The organism is uncultured Cyclobacterium sp. (assembly GCF_963977555.1).
Classification (GTDB): Bacteria; Bacteroidota; Bacteroidia; order Cytophagales; family Cyclobacteriaceae; genus Cyclobacterium.
In genome coordinates this window covers 88,201-104,913 of record NZ_CAXBPD010000003.1, presented here as the reverse complement: position 1 = coordinate 104,913, position 16,713 = coordinate 88,201, and the positions used below count along the sequence as shown (strand labels likewise).

Genomic DNA, 16,713 nt, shown 5'->3' with positions numbered 1-16,713 from the left:
AAAACCAAATAACTAAAATACTGACTGAGAATGAGCAAAGAAATATACCTGATTGCAAGTGGCGATTTAAGACTTCCAGCCAATCAAACCTGTTGGCAAGCACAAAAAGATATGGAAGACGGCCTCCAGGGAGTTTTTAATGACTTGGGTGTTAAGGTCATCAGGGCACATAAATATGATGAGAAAAAAGGGCATGGATTTATAGATTCCCAGAAAATGGGAATGGATGTATTTAGAGATATAGATCCTGAGAAGCCTTTGATCGTTGCGGAAAGTGTATGGCAGTTTTCTCACCATGTATTGGCAGGATTGACCACGCATAAAGGACCTATTTTGACCATCGCCAATTGGAGTGGCCAATGGCCTGGGTTGGTAGGGATGCTAAACCTTAATGGCTCTTTGACCAAAGCAGGTGTGCCTTATTCTACACTTTGGAGCCAGGATTTTAAGGACAGCTTCTTTTTAAAAGGTTTTAAAGAGTGGTTGGAATCAGGGAAAATCACTCATGATTTAAGCCATGTAAAGGCCTTTGATTCAAGCAGTATCCCTGCTAAAGCTTTAGAAACGGGGACTGAGCTTGCCAAAGAATTCAGGAAAAATAAAGCCATAATGGGCGTGTTTGATGAAGGATGTATGGGTATGTTTAATGCCATTATTCCTGATCATTTATTGCACAAAACGGGTCTGTTTAAAGAAAGATTAAGTCAATCCACCTTGTATGCGGCCATGCGAAATGTTTCTTCAGAAGAAGCTGAAGAAGTTTTGCAATGGTTATTGGATAGAGGATTGACTTTTAACTGGGGAACTAAACCAGAAACAGAACTAACCAGAGAGCAAACCCTAGAGCAGTGTAAAATGTATGTGGCTGCCTTAAGGTTAGCTAATAAATTTGGCTGTGATACCATTGGTATTCAGTACCAGCAAGGGCTGAATGAACTATGTCCCGCAAGTGATTTGGTGGAAGGTCTGTTAAACAATACAGAGAGACCGCCTGTGGTTGATGAACAAGGGGACGAAATTATGCCAGGCAAGGCCTTGCCTCACTTCAATGAAGTGGATGAATGTGCCGGCTTAGATAGCTTGATTACCTATAAGCTTTGGGACAAGTTAGGATTGGTTGGTGACAATACGCTTCATGATTTAAGGTACGGTGAAAATTTCACCATTGAGGGTAAAGAAGAATTTGTATGGGTTTTCTTAATTTCTGGAGCAGCTCCTCCCTCTCATTTTATTGGTGGATTCAAAGGAGCCACAAGTGACAGACAGCCCCCAATGTATTTTCCTCAGGGTGGTGGAAGTTTGAAAGGAGTTAGCAAACCAGGACATATTGTATGGAGTCGGGTGTTTGTGATGGATGACCAGTTACATTGTGATTTAGGTACTGGGAAAGTGGTTGAATTACCTGAAGAGGAAACTAAAAGAAGATGGGAAATGACAACACCTGAATGGCCAATCATGCACGGGGTTTTGGATGGTGTTAATCGCGATCAAATGATGGCTAGACACAAGGCAAACCATATTCACGTGGTATATGCTGAAGATAAAGCAAGTGCCTTGGAAGCTTGTCATGCCAAAGCTGCAGCAATGAATGAACTCGGAATTAAAACGTCACTTTGTGGTCTTTAAAATGAAAAAAACAACACTTACAATACTCGCAATTACTGCCGGATTGATGCTTAATTCCTGTGGCGGAGGAGCCAATGAAAATAAGGCAGAAGCGGAAGAAAATGTTCAATTAGCATCCAATGACATTACCGGTAATTTTCATTTACCTGAAAAACAAAAGGTAGGAGAAGGAGCTTTGGTACATGCGGAGTTGATTTATTCTTTGGACGATCGTCCTACTCCTCAAGTACACGCTTCCACTTTAGTAGAAACTCCTTCGGGAATCGTAGCAGCCTTTTTTGCTGGAACTCACGAGAAAAACCCTGATGTAGGTATTTGGGTAAGTCATCTGGGAGATGGTGAGTGGACTAGGCCTGTAGAAGTGGTCAATGGGGTTCAGAATGATGAGTTGAGGTACCCAACATGGAATCCGGTTCTTTTCCAACCGAAAGATGGTCCCTTAATGCTTTTTTATAAGGTAGGTCCAGACCCTAGAACCTGGTGGGGCATGTTGATTACTTCGGATGATGATGGTAAAACTTGGTCTGAGCCTAAAAAACTTGGAGAAGACCCAGCCATTGGTCCACTTTTAGGCCCAGTTAAAAACAAGGCTGTTCAACTTGAAGATGGAACTATAATCGCTCCAACAAGTACAGAAGTCAAGAAAGATGACGATACCTTTTGGATGGTTCATTTTGAAATCAGTAAAGACAATGGAAAGACTTGGGAAGTTGTAGGTCCTATCAATGACGGAGTTGAGTTTGATGCGATTCAGCCTAGTATTTTATTCCATAAAGATGGTTCACTTCAGATTTTATGCCGTACCCGTCAGGGTGTAATTTCAGAAAGCTGGTCTATAGACAATGGTCAAACCTGGTCACCTATGGTAGCTACCTCACTGCCTAACCCAAATTCAGGTACAGATGCTGTGACTTTGGCGGATGGTAGACAACTATTGATTTATAATCATAGCACCAAAGAAGGAGAGGAACCAAAAGGAAGGAACATTCTTAACCTTGCGATTTCTGAAGATGGCAAAACCTGGAACCCTTTTATGACCCTTGAAAACGAGCCCAATGAATCAGGATATAGTTATCCTGCGATCATTCAAAGCAAAGATGGATTGGTTCATATGACCTACACCTATGACAGGAAAACGGTTAAATATGCAGTAGTAGATCCGAGTAAAATTAAATAAAGACAATTATAACCAGATTATTGTAGGTGTTTACAATGCCTATTTATACGAATAAGAAATGCATAGAGATTTAAAAAAAGAACCGTTAAAAGGTATAATACCTCCTATGGCTACCCTTTTGTTGGACGATGATCATCTTGACAAAGAAGGAACTGGCCAACTTATTGAACACCTGATAGCTGGGGGGGTACATGGTATTTTCATTCTTGGTACTACTGGAGAATGTACCAATATTTCCTATAAATTAAGGAAAGAGCTTATTACATTGTCTTGCAAACTAGTCAATGGAAGAGTCCCTGTGTTGGTTGGTATCACGGATACCTCTCTAGAGGAAAGCTTGGCTTTAAGTCGTTTGTCAAAGGAAGCCGGAGCTACTGCAGTAGTGGCAGCACCACCTTATTATTATGGTTTAGGGGAAAGTGAATTGATCACCTATTTCAATAAACTTGCGGATAACTTGACCTTGCCATTGTATTTGTACAACATGCCTTCGCATACAAAAACAATGATGACACAAAAAGCTGTTTTGGAATTGTCTAATCATCCAAATGTTTATGGGCTCAAGGACAGCTCAGGACAAGCCGTATTTTTCAATGCCATGATTTATGCTTTCAGGAATAGACCTGATTTCACCTTGCTTGTAGGCCCTGAAGAAATGATGGCTGCTACTGTCCTTCTGGGCGGGCATGGAGGTGTAAGTGGAGGGGCCAATGTTTTCCCTAAGCTTTTTGTGGATCTTTACAACGCTGCTGATAAAGGTGATTTGAAAGAGGTTGGAAGACTTCAGGAAATGGCGATGGAATTGGCGGATGAAATTTATGCCATGGGATCTTATGGATCAAGTTTCCTAAAAGGATTGAAAGCGTCTATGTTTATCTTGGGTATAGGCACAGGTTATTTGGCTACGCCGCTATCTGCTTTTGAAAAAGAGGAAATTGAAGTAATTAGAAAAAAATTGATTGGGCTTGCAGCTTATAAACAATACGTATAGCCCAAATATGCCATAGTGATTTAATCTTTTGGTGAAAATTGATATCGATCAATGGTTTAAGAATGATTTCTTTAACTTTTTATTCTCCGATCAATTTACCAATAAGTGCAAATCCTATGGCATAATCAATGTATACCCCAAAAATAATCATAAAAAAGTTTGAAGAATGGATTTACCCCTTATTGATCTCGTTGTATTTTTGTCATATATGTTGGCCATTATCCTTTTTGGAGCCTCCTTTTACTTTAAAAAGCGATCTGCAGATGATTATATAACTGGAGGGGGACGATTGCCTTCTTGGGCTATAGGGATGTCTATTTTTGCCACCTTCGTCAGTAGTATTAGTTTTTTGGCCCTTCCAGGGAATGCCTATTTGTCCAATTGGAGTGGATTTGTATTTAGTTTGTCCATACCAATCGCGGCAGTTTTAGCAGTCAAGTTTTTTGTCCCCCTTTATAGAGGAATCAAAAACCCTTCGGCATACTATTACCTAGAAACTAAATTTGGGCCATGGGCAAGGACCTATGCCTCTATCTGTTACTTGTTAACACAATTGGCCAGGATGGGTGCCATTATGTATTTGTTGGCTTTGCCGATGAATGTCATGTTCGGATGGAGCATTCCTGTTATTATCATAATTACGGGGATAAGTGTATTGATTTATTCAATTATGGGTGGGTTTGAGGCCGTTATCTGGACGGATGCCATTCAAGGCATTGTTCTGATCACTGGTGCGCTGGCTTGTCTGCTGATCATTATGTTTTCAATGCCAGAAGGCCCTGGACAGGTATTTACCATAGGAGCTGAGTACGATAAGTTTAGCTTAGGGAGTTTTGGATTCAGCTTGTCTGAGGGTACTTTTTGGGTAATATTGATATATGGACTTTTTATTAACCTTCAGAATTTCGGGGTAGATCAAAACTATGTGCAACGCTATTTAAGTGCCAAATCAGATAAAGAAGCTGTTAAATCTACCTTATTGGGTAGTCTTTTGTACGTGCCTGTATCACTACTGTTTTTCTTTATTGGTACAGCCCTTTTTGCTTATTATCAGGCAATGCCTGAATTGTTGCCGGAAGCATTTCAAGGTGTAGATCAGGCAGACAAAGTTTTCCCTTATTTTATAGTCAGTGGATTGCCTGTGGGAATGACAGGGTTGCTTATCGCTTCCATTTTCGCTGCAGGCATGAGTACGATTTCTACTAGCATCAATAGCTCTGCTACAATTATTCTTACTGATCATTACAAGAAGTATATTTCCCCGGATATTAGTGGGAAAGGAGAGATGAGGGTATTGCTTTCTTCTTCTTTTGTAATGGGGTTATTGGCCATTGTAGTAGCCATAGCATTCAATGGTGTTCAAAGTGCATTGGAAGCATGGTGGGCCTTATCTGCTATATTTAGTGGTGGTATTTTGGGTTTATTTTTGCTTGGTTTCATTGGGAAAAACATCAAACAGAAATATGCCGCCATTGGCGTTGCCCTTGGCGTATTGGTCATTGGCTGGATGAGTTTGTCTCCGGTAATTCTAGAAGAAGGTATGCGTTTTAGAAGTACTTTTCATGCTAACCTAACCATTGTATTTGGTACTGTTGTCATCTTTTTAGTAGGGTTTTTGCTTTCAGCTATTGCCAATAAAAAAAGCAAGTGACCTAGTAATATTGGACGGTTCCATATTTGAAAAAATTGTATTACTAATATTTATTTGGCGGTATTGTTGCAGAAATAAAGCAGCAATGCCGCCATTTTATTTATGTTGTCCTACTTTTCTAAGGACTGATCGCTATTTTTTACCAATGCTAAGAGTAAAAAAGGAATCAGGTCATTTGACAATAAATTAAGCTAAATTTTTAATTATGATATGTTTTTAATCCATAATTAAGGAATTAGTTTCATAGCGGTATGCCGCCTAAAAGGAAGACAATCAACTTCCTTGACTCAAAAATTTATCTAGGTCTCTATTTTGTGATTAAGACTTAATTTTATCTCCATCATTTGCTCCCCTTGAGGAATAAATAAGCATGCTAATGATTATTAGTAAAATAAAAAGTACCGCATACTCAAATTGTAACCATATATCAGATCTTGCCTTGATTCTATAACTTAGATTGGCAAGTTTTTTACCTTCCAATAATTGGATTTTAGACAATTCCCGCAAATCGTTGAATACCCGCTCAAAATCCGAATTGAACCTTAGGACACTGTTTTCATAGTTTTTTTCAGAGGTCTCCAAATTGCTGAAATAACTTTGAATTTCAAGCTTTTCTGAAACCAAATGCTTAAAATCGTTGAGGTATTGCTCCTCTTTAGGCGTAAGGTAGGTTCGTTCAAAACCTGTAATAATGGCTAAAATTTGTTCATGATAGTCTATCACTTGATTTTTGACAGCCAAATACTGTTCTATGGATTCGGTATTGGCCACCAACAATCGCATTCTAAAAAGAAGTTCTGTGATATTGAAAATATAGTCTTGAACGACCAACCTGTCTTCATACACTGTTACAAAAGAAGCTTCTAACTCGTCCACGTTGCTTTTATCTACGAGGCTTTTCGCAAATATGAGAAACAAAATGAGAATTAAGGCTATGGCTATTTTTGTTTTGAACGAGAAGAAGGTTTTTCCTTTCATATTTCCTTAAATAAATTTCACATTAAACAATGACCAAATTTTTTATTTTTTAAGTTGACAAGTAAACCTACTTTATCAATTAAAGTTTAGACTATTAAATAAGGTATTAAATTCTAATTAACCAACCAAAGAGAAAATTATTATTGTCCTTTAGAAATAAGCGGAAGGGAGCGTGAAGCTGACATCTGTGCCTTTCCCAAAGGCACTAAAAACCTTTATTTCTCCTCCGTTTTTAGTGATAAAATCTTTTGAAAGTTGAAGCCCCAAACCTGTCCCTTTCTCTCCTTCTGTACCATATTGTCGCTTCCCACCAAGATCATTGGTGAAAAGGTTGTTTAGTGCTTCATCAGTCATGCCAATGCCGTTGTCTATAATAGAAATTTTCCAAAAATCAGGATTACTTTTCCTACTTGAGACGATAATTTCTCCACCTTTTGGGGTAAACTTCAAGGCGTTATTCAGTATATTTCTCATTACGAGATTGATTTGATCCTTGTCTGCAAAACACACGGTGTTCTCTTCCAATCGATCAATTATTTTTATGTTTTTGCCTTCAGAAATAGGAAGGTTTAAGTTGATGTTCTCTTTTAATAACTTATGCATTGAAAATGCGATAGGATCAGTTACTATCCCTCTCATTTGTCCTTTTGCCCAGTTCAATAAATTGGTGAGGGTGAAATGAACTTGCTCCACCTCATTTCTCAATTGAGTAGAGACCAATAGGAACTCCTCTTGATTTAGCTTTTCATCAACTACATATTGCATGAGCCCCTTTAAACTATTTATTGGGCTTTTCAGGTCGTGACCAACAATACTAAATAACTTGTCTTTGGTTTCATTGACTTGAAATAGCTGATTTGTTATTTTTTCATTTTCACTTTTTTGCTGTAATAATTTTTTGTTTAAGTTCTCAAATTCATTTTTCTGTCGGGTCACAAGTGCCTTTGCTTTAATTTGGGTTTTAACAGACCTTATAGCCAGTAAAAATGCAATCAATAAAATAACAAGAATGACGGTAACTCCATTTCGGATGTTACGCTCCATCTTTTTTTCGTTAAAAAGTTCTTTTTCCTTTTGACTTTGAAGTAGTTCTGCTTCTTTTTTGTCAAATTCATACTTTGAGCTAATCTCTTGAATTTGTTTTTCAGTTTCCAAATTGATTACACTGTCCTGGTATAATTTGTGCAATTTGAAATGGAGCAGCGCCTTCATGCCATTGTTTTCCATTTCATAAGCTTTGCTCAATAGTAAATGACTTTTATCTATGTTGCTCTTGATGTCGCTTTCTACAAAGATATTTAGGCTTTCAATGATGTTTTTCTTTGCCTGCCTTGGGCTATTTAAATTCAATTGGGCTTCTCCGATTCCAAGTAAGTCAAATCCTATACCAACACGGTCTCCTCTTTCTTTGTCGACGACCAATGCTTTTTCAAAATATTCAAGGGCTTCTTTAAAACTTTTTTTAGTCAATAAGATTTCTCCGATATTGAAATAACTTACGGAAATAAGTTGCCGATTATTAAGGTCAAGCCCTAACTTGAGCGCTGCATTGAATTGATTAAAGGCCTCATCCAATTGCCCTCTTTCTTTATTGACAAGCGCGATGTTAATCCTTGAAGAGGCGATGCCTGTTTTATCATTGAATTCTTCCCGGATTTTCAATGCCCTACTATGGTATTTTAAAGCCTTGTCCAAATCACCAAAGTCCATGTACACCAAGCCAAGATTGTTGAGTGTTTTACTTTGGTCTAGTTTAGAAAGATGTTTTTCTTTTATGTCAAGAGCCTTCAAGTAATAATTGACAGCATTTGTGTAATCCCCCCTTTCGTAGGCATTTAATCCCATGCTGTTGTGTATGTTTGCTAGCCCTAACCAGTATTGCTCTTTCTCCGCAATAGTTAAGCCTTCTCTAAAAAAGCTCATTGCCTGAGAGTATTCACTTTTGATATTGTGATAAGCACCAATATTCCTGTAGGAATCTACCAAGCCTTTTTTATAGTCTATTTGCTCACTTGCTTCTAGACTTTTCATTGCCAATAAAAAGGTGCTGTCTGGATTCCGGTTGTAATACCGTTCGCCTAATCGGTTAAGTTGATCAATGTATTCAAAAGTAGGTATGAAATTCTCTTGGTTTTCAATGGCCTGTAATTGCTCAATCTGGCTTTGTATGGTATCTGATTGAGCCAACAAAATATGCGTAGCAAACACTACTGTAAAAGTGACAGAAGTAGAAAAAAATAATTTTAAATTTAAAAACGCAGTCAAAGGTTTTTGGTAGTTTTAATGTTTAATAGTCTCGATATGACTCGGTGTAATCTTTAGAATCAATACGGTAAAGGATATTGCTTTTTTTAAATTATTCTTTTTCAATGTCAATTGGGAAAGAAAAGACCCATTAAACCAATTGTATTAATATAACAGATTTATACTTAAATTAATGGTTTTCAGTTCTTTTATTCTCTCTCTCTCTCAATAATTTCAATAACGGAAAAGGTGAACTGCCTTGCTCAGTACCTAACCCATTCAATATTTTACATTTAAATAATTATAACGTTCTGATTACGTTTATCGGATAGAATTCACATGAACTATTCCAGTTATTTTTGTGAAGTGTTGGAATCTCCAATTCGAGCTATTGTTGACTACTTGATTAATGATTGCTTCGAGTAGTAAAATAGCAATTGCATATTTCGACTTTATCTGTTTTTAGTATAAATATCCCCTTCAAATCTTATGTTTTCCTTCCGTAGGTTAAGAGGGTTTTCAGATCTTTAGAAGAATTACAAAGTTATCGCTTAAATGTTAATTATCGAATAATATTTGATGGATTTTGTAGGGGCTAAACTAGTGGGGTTATAAACCGTTCTAATTTTGAATCAAAGCTAAATATTTCAATATCATAAAACGAAAGAGTTAGAAAGAAGTGTTGTTTTTCTAGTAAGTAGTAACACATTTGAAATTGTAACCTTGATCAATTGATCCAAGATTGATTTTTTCCCCTCAAGTGAAATAATCCTAGCAGGGTATAAAAGGAAGGTAGGATTTTTTAGAATTAAGCATCTATTTAATAAATCCTGCAAAATGGCCGAATTTTTCTACGAAATTAAAAGTAGGTAAGTGAATTACTTTTTTAAATGCTTGAAATTTATTTTTAGCTTTAAGGTTCAAAATTGAATTTATAAGCACAATGAAAAATACCAACCCCACATCGACTGAAGCCTGGAAAAAGCTATCCGCCATCGACGCAAATTCTTTGGAAATGAAAACCTTGTTTGAAGAGGACCCTCTTAGATTTGAAAAATTCAGTGTTCGTTTCAAAGATATTTTGCTTGATTTTTCTAAAAACAGAATAGATGATAATATCCTTACTTCTCTCCTGGATTTGGCAAATCAGACCCACCTGAATGAAGCGATTGAAGACATGTTTGTAGGGAAACCTATCAATGGAACAGAAGGTAGATCAGTATTGCATACCGCATTGAGAAACAGGTCCAATGACCCTGTTTATGTAGAAGGCAAAGATGTGATGCCAGAGGTCAATGAAGTGTTGGATAAAATGAAGGTTTTTTCTGAGAAAGTTTCCAAAGGTGTTTGGAAAGGTTATACAGGTAAACCTATAAAATCACTTGTGAATATAGGTATTGGAGGGAGTGATCTTGGACCCGTTATGGTGACAGAAGCACTTAAGCCTTACCAACATTCGCATATAACCACACATTTTGTTTCCAATGTAGATGGATCTCATATTACCGAAGTACTAAAACAAGTAAATCCGGAGACTACCTTGTTTTTTATTGCGTCTAAGACTTTCACTACTCAGGAAACCATGACCAATGCACACACCGCAAGAGATTGGTTTTTAGAACATGCCCATAATGAAGTGGAAGTAGCCAAACATTTTGTTGCCCTTTCAACGAATGGAAATGCCGTCAGTGAATTTGGTATTGACCTGGACAATATGTTTGGATTCTGGGATTGGGTAGGAGGAAGGTATTCCTTATGGTCTGCTATAGGCTTGACTATCGCTTGCGCTGTAGGATTTGATAATTTCAAAAAACTGCTTGAAGGTGCGCACGACATGGACAAGCATTTTAGAACGGAAGCATATGATAAAAATTTACCTGTACTGCTTGCCTTAATTGGAATTTGGAACACCAATTTTCTAGGTGCTACTTCGGAAACTATTCTTCCTTACGATCAATACATGCATAGATTCCCAGCCTATTTTCAGCAAGGGAATATGGAAAGTAATGGAAAGTATACAGACAGAGAAGGAAACAAAGTCAACTATTCAACAGGTCCTGTCATTTGGGGAGAGCCTGGAACCAATGGACAACATGCCTTTTACCAATTGATCCATCAAGGAACTCAATTGATACCTTGCGACTTTATTGCCCCTGCTCAAACACATAACCCAGTAGGTGATCATCATTCCAAATTAATGTCAAACTTTTTTGCACAAACAGAAGCTTTAATGAATGGTAAGTCCCTTGAAGAGGTAAAAGACGAAATGAAAAAGGAAGGGAAATCTCCTGAAATCATAGAAAAAATCGCACCACATAGAGTGTTTGAAGGGAATAGACCTACTAATTCTATTTTGGTGAAAAAGATTAATCCTTCTACTTTAGGTGCCTTGATTGCCATGTACGAACATAAGATATTTGTGCAAGGTGTGATATGGAACATTTTTAGTTTTGACCAATGGGGAGTAGAGTTGGGAAAAGTCATGGCAAAATCAATTTTGCCTGAGTTGAATTCTGAAGAGGTGATAGCCTCTCATGATTCTTCTACAAATGGATTGATCAATGCTTTTAAAGGTTTACGAAAAGATTAACCTAGACAATTAATAGGGTGCTATTGACTATTCAATGCTAAATTCATTGCCAATTCCTGCCTGAACTGTTCACCAGTGAGGCAGGAATTGGTTTTTAAATTCGCTTGTATGAAATTTTTTCGAAATAGAAGGGCATTGGTTTGGGCTTTAAAACAGGGTTGTTACTTTCCGTTCCAATTGTTGATGGTATCGATAATGTATTTAATTTCTGCTTTCGTTAAGATAGGGTTAAGAGGGATGCTTAACGTTTCGTTATGAATTTTCTCTGTTATTGGCAAGGGGCCAAAATTCGTATGGCTATAAACGGGCTGAAGATGCGGTGGGATGGGGTAATGAATGGTTGTTTCAATCCCCATTTTGGAGAGGTGTCGAATTAGGTTTTCCCTTCTTGAAACCAATATGGTAAACAAATGCCAGGTATGAGACAAAGATTGGTTTTGCTCAGGAGTCTTAGGTAGCGTCAGGTAAATGGAGTCAATCTCAGTGAGGTAAGTCCTAGCTATTTCATTTCTTAAGCGATTGCTTTCATCCAAATAGGGAAGCTTTACATTAAGCACCCCTGCCTGAATTTCATCCATTTTTGAATGCGTACCCAAGCACTCGAAAACATATTTCTCTTTGCCTCCATAATTTCCCAAGGCCCTGACGGTGGTGGCCAGCTCAAGGTCATTTGTGGTGACCGCTCCTGCATCCCCTAAAGCCCCCAGGTTTTTTGTAGGATAAAAACTATGTGCGGCTGCATGTCCTAGTGCTCCAGTTCTAGTTTCATTGTAAATGCTTCCTACTGCTTGCGCATTGTCCTCAATTAGTTTGAGGCCATGCTTTTCTACAAGATGTTTAATTTTGTCGCTATAAGCATTTCTGCCAAAAAGATGAACCAACAAAAGTCCTCGGGTTTTTTTATTGATCTTTTGTTCTAGAGAAGAGACGCAGATGTTGAAAGTGGAAGGGTCTGGTTCAACAGGAACTGGAACCAAACCTTGATTGGAAATGGCTAAAAAAGTAGCGAAAAAAGTATTGGCGGGGACGAGAATTTCATCCTTTTTTCCCAAAATCCCCATTACCATATAGGCCTTTAGAATCAGCTCAAGCGCATTGGTACCATTCCCTAAACTGATACAGTGTTCCGTGCCAATATAATTCGCAAAGTTCTTTTCAAATTTCTCAGAAATTTCCCCATTGACAAATTGACCGCTCTGACTGATCTTTAAAAGCATTCTAGTGAGTTCAGGTTCAAATCCCTGATTTATAGCTTTTAAATCCAGAAACTTTATAGCAGGATATTCCTTCATTTATTTACAACTTGAATTTGAACACGAAAATAATTAACTAGAAAGGATTGATACTAATTATTCAAATAAACTAACCAAAAAAACAATTCATATTTGCTTTTTGGAATTTAATAGAATGGTCTGCATTGGAAGATTTCACGTATATTAGGTTAAAAGTGTACTAAAATGCGAATACTTGTTTACGGTTTCCTCTTGTTTTTGTGTGGGTCCTGTTCATTGAGAGGGATTACTGTTTCGGAGAACATTACTTATATGGAAGATGGCTTTTTGGGCGAAATGCCTGAAAAAAGGTTAAATATTTTTAGACCTAAAAAAATTAAAGAAGCCCTTCCAGTATTGGTGTTCATACATGGGGGTAGCTGGCGGTCAGGATCCAAAGAAAAATACAGCCTTATAGCGCGAAGGTGGGCCAGAAGAAATATCGTAACGGTCATAATAGATTATCCCTTAAGCCCTGAGTATAAAATTCATAGCATGGCCAAAGCTTCTGCTAAGGCATTGAATTGGGTGGATGAAAATATTGCTGACTATGGTGGAGATCCTTCAAGAATAGTGGTGTCAGGACATTCTGCAGGAGGTCATTTGGCGAGCCTCGTTGCGATTCGGGGTGAGTATTTCGACAGCTTGGGAGTTGAAAATCCAATTGCAGCGGCCGTTTTAATCGATGCTGCTGGCTTAGACATGTACCATTACCTTAAAGAGAAAAACAATGCACCAGGGACTTCTCATTTGAAGACTTTTACCAATTCACCTGAGGTTTGGAAAGATACCTCTCCAATTTATTTTCTACATGACAATATGCCACCAATGCTTTTCATGATGGGAGGGAAAACTTACGAAAGTATTCTTGAAGGCACCGATCGGTTTATGAAAGAGTACAAAAGATTTGAGCCGGAACCCAATTTTAAAGTGCAGAAGAACAAAAGGCATATTCCTATGATACTGCAAATGGTATACACACCTGGTAGAGGATTTAGATGGGTTACTAATTTTGTCAAATCAGTTGGGGAATAATTTAGCGGTTAAACTTAGCAGCAACCACTTTCTTGTCAGCCCTATTTATTCCAATAAGCCCACCAGTCCATGGGTCCAAAGCAATTCCCTGGCCTGTAAATGGTGCTTCATATTGTTTTATAAAGTTTAAATTATCACCGGTTTCAGGTAGTTTAATATAGTACAATAATTTTTCATCATGACCTGTTACCAAAAAGCCCTTGTCCCAAGCCACACCACCGGAAATACTCATTTTTCCCATCTCTTTAATTAATGAATCCGGAAAGGTCCATTTTTGTAAAACCTCCCAATTCTCATTCATCCTAGCCAAATAGCTGAGGTGATTGTCTTCACCATAATAAGCGAAAAGGGCATACCAAAATCCGTTGGATTTGACTATCCAGGTAAGACTGCCTTCACTCTTTCTCAGATTTATCGTTTGTGTTAAAGCGAGTGTTTTGGGGTCAATTAGGCGAATACTACTGCTGTCTGGTTGATTTGGATAGTTTGAATGGGCACAATAGAGTAGCCCTTCGCTCAAAAATCCACTGTTCAAATGTTTGGTGTTTGGATAGTCTTTCGAAGCAATAAAACTTCCTGATTTCCTGTCGTATTTACTAATAGAATGGTTGTTAATTGCAAAAATATGCTGTTTCGTGGCAGCAGCAGCTTGTCGGGCATCGGAAGATGGCCATTCTTTTATTGTTTTCCACCCTGGTTCCTTTTTAGTGTTGTTTGTAAATAAATTGATGGGGGTATTCTGTTCCAATTGGTAGGGGGCTGCTACCACTATCAGATCACCTGTACTTGAAATATTAACTCCTGCTGCCGCTTTAAAGTCTACCGAGGTGCTGGTATCAAATTTTTTAGAATTTAGTTTTGTGATTTTGGCTGAGGAGGATGCCAGTTGTAGGTGAAATAAATCAGCTACTTGTTCTCCTGCATCATTCCTTGCGGTGCCAACCATGTAGAGCTGGTCTTTCTGGTCAGAAAATAAATTTAGGTTTTGATAAGATAACCAATTGGGATCGGACCATTTATTTCTAATTTGTCCCTTTACTTCTATAGCACTTTTGAAAACAAATTTTCCTTTTCCAGCATAAAATTCATGCCTAGGACAGGAATAAAAGTCCAGTATTCGGCTGTCCCAATTGGCAACCAAAATCAATATTTCACCTCGGAAAGCGGTAATGCCTACTGCTCCAGCAGTGACCCGCTCAAAATCCCCTTTTCGTTCTATGGTGTAGATGGGTTTGCCAAATGGCTTATTAGCTTCTAAATTATAGACCTGAAGGTAGGCAAGGTTCCTTTCCTTATTGTCTTCAATGCCAACAGCCAGGTACTGATCAAAAATTTGGAATCCACCAGCGTGGCGGAGTGGCGCATGCATCAATGTATCGATTGTTACTACCCTGGATTGATCTCCCAAATCCATTTTTACCATATAACTCAGGCCTTCTGAACTTCCGCTTAGGTATGCAGTATGGTCTTTATACAATTGAATGCCTTGAAGGTGACCTCCTTCTGAATTAAAAGTAATGTCATTGGTTACCAAAAAGGATGCTGGAAGGGTATTTAATTCTTCAAATGCTTTTGTGAAATCTGAAATTTTAAAGACATCGATCGGGGCCTTTGAAACAAGCACGGACAGAACCATAAAGCAATGTAGAAGAGAGGGGAACAAAAGGGTCATTTGAGATTTTTATTTTGGTTTAAACCCGGATTTTGCAATAGGATTCGTAGTACCTGATGACCTTCTCAGGGGGTGATGTAATCACAATAACAACAGGCTATCTGAAGACTGAGTCATAGCATCGCTATGGTGAAGTAGAAAATAGCAACGAAGTGATTGATTTTGTCCGCCGCGATGGATCATCACCTAATAGAAGGTTTATTGGATATTTCGGGTTAAAGTAAGGGCTAGAAAAGACAATCACAATCAATACTTTAAGAATATTTTAAAAAATTTAATTTAAAGACTATTTTATCAATCCGTAAAGGAATAACGGTTCGTATATAGTTTGAACTTAAAATGAGATAGAAAGGTAAACCAGTTCTTTGGGGTCAATTTTTAAGAAAAATTGGAATGAAATTCAACAAGGTTAAATTTTAGGAATCATGAATTGGAAAAAATGCTGGCTTCTCCCATTTGTATATTTGCTTTTGGTAAACGATTTGACCACTCAGGATTTCACTTTTCAAGAGGCGGAAAGAGGGGTCGAGCCATTCGAATTTCAGCCTTTCTCAGCACAGCAAAAGGAGGTTGCAAAAGACCCTAATTTAGAAGGGTTAAAGGAATTTTTTGCTTTTAAGTCCGGAGCAGATGCCATAGAATTGTATGATTTAAATTATTAAAGCATTAGGTTGAATAATTAAATAAAGCTAATTTTTAATAAAATTAATGCAAAAATAGATTCTGGATTAATGTTTGTGGTAACAGTATAGTTTTTAAACCATAAAACCTAAATTCCTATGGAGCCTTATCAATTAAGAATTTTAGATAAAAGTATAGTTACACATGACACCTTTGCTTTCAAAATAGAAAAACCCAAAGGTTATTCTTTTGTACCTGGACAAGCAACAGAATTGAGTTTGTTAAAAGAAGGTTGGGAGGATGTAAAAAGGCCATTTTCATTTACAAGCCTTCCCAAAGATGATTTTTTAGAGTTTACCATTAAAACTTACGATGACCACGAAGGAGTAACTAAAAGGTTAGGAAATGCTCAGGTGGGAGATAAAGTGGAAATAGGGGATGCTTGGGGTGCTATTTCTTTCAAAGGCGACGGAGTATTTTTGGCTGGGGGTGCAGGAATTACTCCATTTATTTCCATTTTTAGAGACTTACGACAAAAAAATGAGATTGGGAAAAGCCAATTGATATTTGCCAATAAAACCAATGATGATATTATTCTTTTTGAAGAATTGAAGTCCATTCTAGGGCATAAATTTCAAAATATTATCGAGAATCAGAAAGATACTGCATATGATCGCGGAAGAATCGATAAGGAATACCTTAAAGAAAATATCAACGATTTCAAGCATCAGAACTTCTACGTATGTGGTCCTGAAGGATTTATAAAAGCCGTCAATGGGGCCCTAAAAGAATTAGGAGCAAGTCCCGAAGCTTTGGTTTTTGAAAAGTAAATGACCGTATATAGAGAAAGAGAAGGA

General features: G+C 37.6%; 12 protein-coding genes. 8 read left to right on the top strand and 4 right to left on the bottom strand.

Features of this window, described 5'->3' with window-relative positions; genetic code table 11:
• Nucleotides 1-30 precede the first annotated feature (30 nt).
• From AAC073_RS04535 to AAC073_RS04520, 4 genes are all read left to right on the top strand, one after another.
• Nucleotides 31-1,626 (top strand): fucose isomerase, encoded by a 1,596-nt coding sequence (locus tag AAC073_RS04535; RefSeq protein WP_339922656.1) that lies wholly within the window; start codon nucleotides 31-33, stop codon nucleotides 1,624-1,626.
• A 1-nt stretch (nucleotide 1,627) separates the two neighbouring features.
• On the top strand, nucleotides 1,628-2,803 hold the full coding sequence (locus AAC073_RS04530; protein WP_339922655.1) for a sialidase family protein: 1,176 nt from the start codon (nucleotides 1,628-1,630) through the stop codon (nucleotides 2,801-2,803).
• 58 nt (nucleotides 2,804-2,861) lie between these two features.
• Nucleotides 2,862-3,794: a dihydrodipicolinate synthase family protein gene (locus AAC073_RS04525; RefSeq protein WP_339922654.1), complete on the top strand. Its 933-nt coding sequence runs from the start codon at nucleotides 2,862-2,864 to the stop codon at nucleotides 3,792-3,794.
• Between the two features lie 166 nt (nucleotides 3,795-3,960).
• Nucleotides 3,961-5,445: a sodium:solute symporter gene (locus AAC073_RS04520; protein ID WP_339922653.1), complete on the top strand. Its 1,485-nt coding sequence runs from the start codon at nucleotides 3,961-3,963 to the stop codon at nucleotides 5,443-5,445.
• Between the two features lie 318 nt (nucleotides 5,446-5,763).
• On the opposite strand, the gene AAC073_RS04515 is transcribed toward AAC073_RS04520, so the two are convergent.
• Nucleotides 5,764-6,423 (bottom strand): MCP four helix bundle domain-containing protein, encoded by a 660-nt coding sequence (locus AAC073_RS04515; protein WP_339922652.1) that lies wholly within the window; start codon nucleotides 6,421-6,423, stop codon nucleotides 5,764-5,766.
• Nucleotides 6,424-6,573: 150 nt separating this feature from the next.
• Nucleotides 6,574-8,688: a tetratricopeptide repeat protein gene (locus AAC073_RS04510; RefSeq protein WP_339922651.1), complete on the bottom strand. Its 2,115-nt coding sequence runs from the start codon at nucleotides 8,686-8,688 to the stop codon at nucleotides 6,574-6,576.
• Between the two features lie 922 nt (nucleotides 8,689-9,610).
• On the opposite strand from AAC073_RS04510, the gene pgi reads away from it, so the two are divergent.
• Nucleotides 9,611-11,257 (top strand): glucose-6-phosphate isomerase, encoded by a 1,647-nt coding sequence (pgi, locus tag AAC073_RS04505; protein ID WP_339922650.1) that lies wholly within the window; start codon nucleotides 9,611-9,613, stop codon nucleotides 11,255-11,257.
• A 161-nt stretch (nucleotides 11,258-11,418) separates the two neighbouring features.
• Here pgi and AAC073_RS04500 read toward each other — a convergent pair whose 3' ends face one another.
• Nucleotides 11,419-12,549: a DegT/DnrJ/EryC1/StrS family aminotransferase gene (locus AAC073_RS04500; RefSeq protein WP_339922649.1), complete on the bottom strand. Its 1,131-nt coding sequence runs from the start codon at nucleotides 12,547-12,549 to the stop codon at nucleotides 11,419-11,421.
• A 165-nt stretch (nucleotides 12,550-12,714) separates the two neighbouring features.
• On the opposite strand from AAC073_RS04500, the gene AAC073_RS04495 reads away from it, so the two are divergent.
• The gene (locus AAC073_RS04495; RefSeq protein ID WP_339922648.1) at nucleotides 12,715-13,563 is read left to right on the top strand and encodes an alpha/beta hydrolase; all 849 of its coding nucleotides are present in this window, start codon (nucleotides 12,715-12,717) and stop codon (nucleotides 13,561-13,563) included.
• A 1-nt stretch (nucleotide 13,564) separates the two neighbouring features.
• Here the strand turns inward: AAC073_RS04495 and AAC073_RS04490 are convergent, their stop codons facing one another.
• Complete coding sequence (locus tag AAC073_RS04490; protein ID WP_339922647.1) at nucleotides 13,565-15,235, bottom strand: hypothetical protein; 1,671 nt, start codon at nucleotides 15,233-15,235, stop codon at nucleotides 13,565-13,567.
• A gap of 425 nt (nucleotides 15,236-15,660) precedes the next feature.
• Here AAC073_RS04490 and AAC073_RS04485 point away from each other — a divergent pair, with 425 nt between their 5' ends.
• Entirely contained in the window at nucleotides 15,661-15,897 is a 237-nt protein-coding gene (locus tag AAC073_RS04485; protein ID WP_339922646.1) for a hypothetical protein, read from the top strand.
• A gap of 117 nt (nucleotides 15,898-16,014) precedes the next feature.
• Nucleotides 16,015-16,686 (top strand): FAD-binding oxidoreductase, encoded by a 672-nt coding sequence (locus AAC073_RS04480; protein ID WP_339922645.1) that lies wholly within the window; start codon nucleotides 16,015-16,017, stop codon nucleotides 16,684-16,686.
• The last annotated feature ends 27 nt before the right edge of the window (nucleotides 16,687-16,713 follow it).

What these genes read in the sequence shown, in the direction of transcription:
- AAC073_RS04535 (WP_339922656.1), top strand. Translation starts at nt 31, where the DNA reads ATGAGCAAAGAAATATACCTGATTGCAAGTGGCGATTTAAGACTTCCA.
- AAC073_RS04530 (WP_339922655.1), top strand. Translation starts at nt 1,628, where the DNA reads ATGAAAAAAACAACACTTACAATACTCGCAATTACTGCCGGATTGATG.
- AAC073_RS04525 (WP_339922654.1), top strand. Translation starts at nt 2,862, where the DNA reads ATGCATAGAGATTTAAAAAAAGAACCGTTAAAAGGTATAATACCTCCT.
- AAC073_RS04520 (WP_339922653.1), top strand. Translation starts at nt 3,961, where the DNA reads ATGGATTTACCCCTTATTGATCTCGTTGTATTTTTGTCATATATGTTG.
- AAC073_RS04515 (WP_339922652.1), bottom strand. Translation starts at nt 6,423, where the DNA reads ATGAAAGGAAAAACCTTCTTCTCGTTCAAAACAAAAATAGCCATAGCC.
- pgi (WP_339922650.1), top strand. Translation starts at nt 9,611, where the DNA reads ATGAAAAATACCAACCCCACATCGACTGAAGCCTGGAAAAAGCTATCC.
- AAC073_RS04500 (WP_339922649.1), bottom strand. Translation starts at nt 12,549, where the DNA reads ATGAAGGAATATCCTGCTATAAAGTTTCTGGATTTAAAAGCTATAAAT.
- AAC073_RS04495 (WP_339922648.1), top strand. Translation starts at nt 12,715, where the DNA reads ATGCGAATACTTGTTTACGGTTTCCTCTTGTTTTTGTGTGGGTCCTGT.
- AAC073_RS04490 (WP_339922647.1), bottom strand. Translation starts at nt 15,235, where the DNA reads ATGACCCTTTTGTTCCCCTCTCTTCTACATTGCTTTATGGTTCTGTCC.
- AAC073_RS04485 (WP_339922646.1), top strand. Translation starts at nt 15,661, where the DNA reads ATGAATTGGAAAAAATGCTGGCTTCTCCCATTTGTATATTTGCTTTTG.
- AAC073_RS04480 (WP_339922645.1), top strand. Translation starts at nt 16,015, where the DNA reads ATGGAGCCTTATCAATTAAGAATTTTAGATAAAAGTATAGTTACACAT.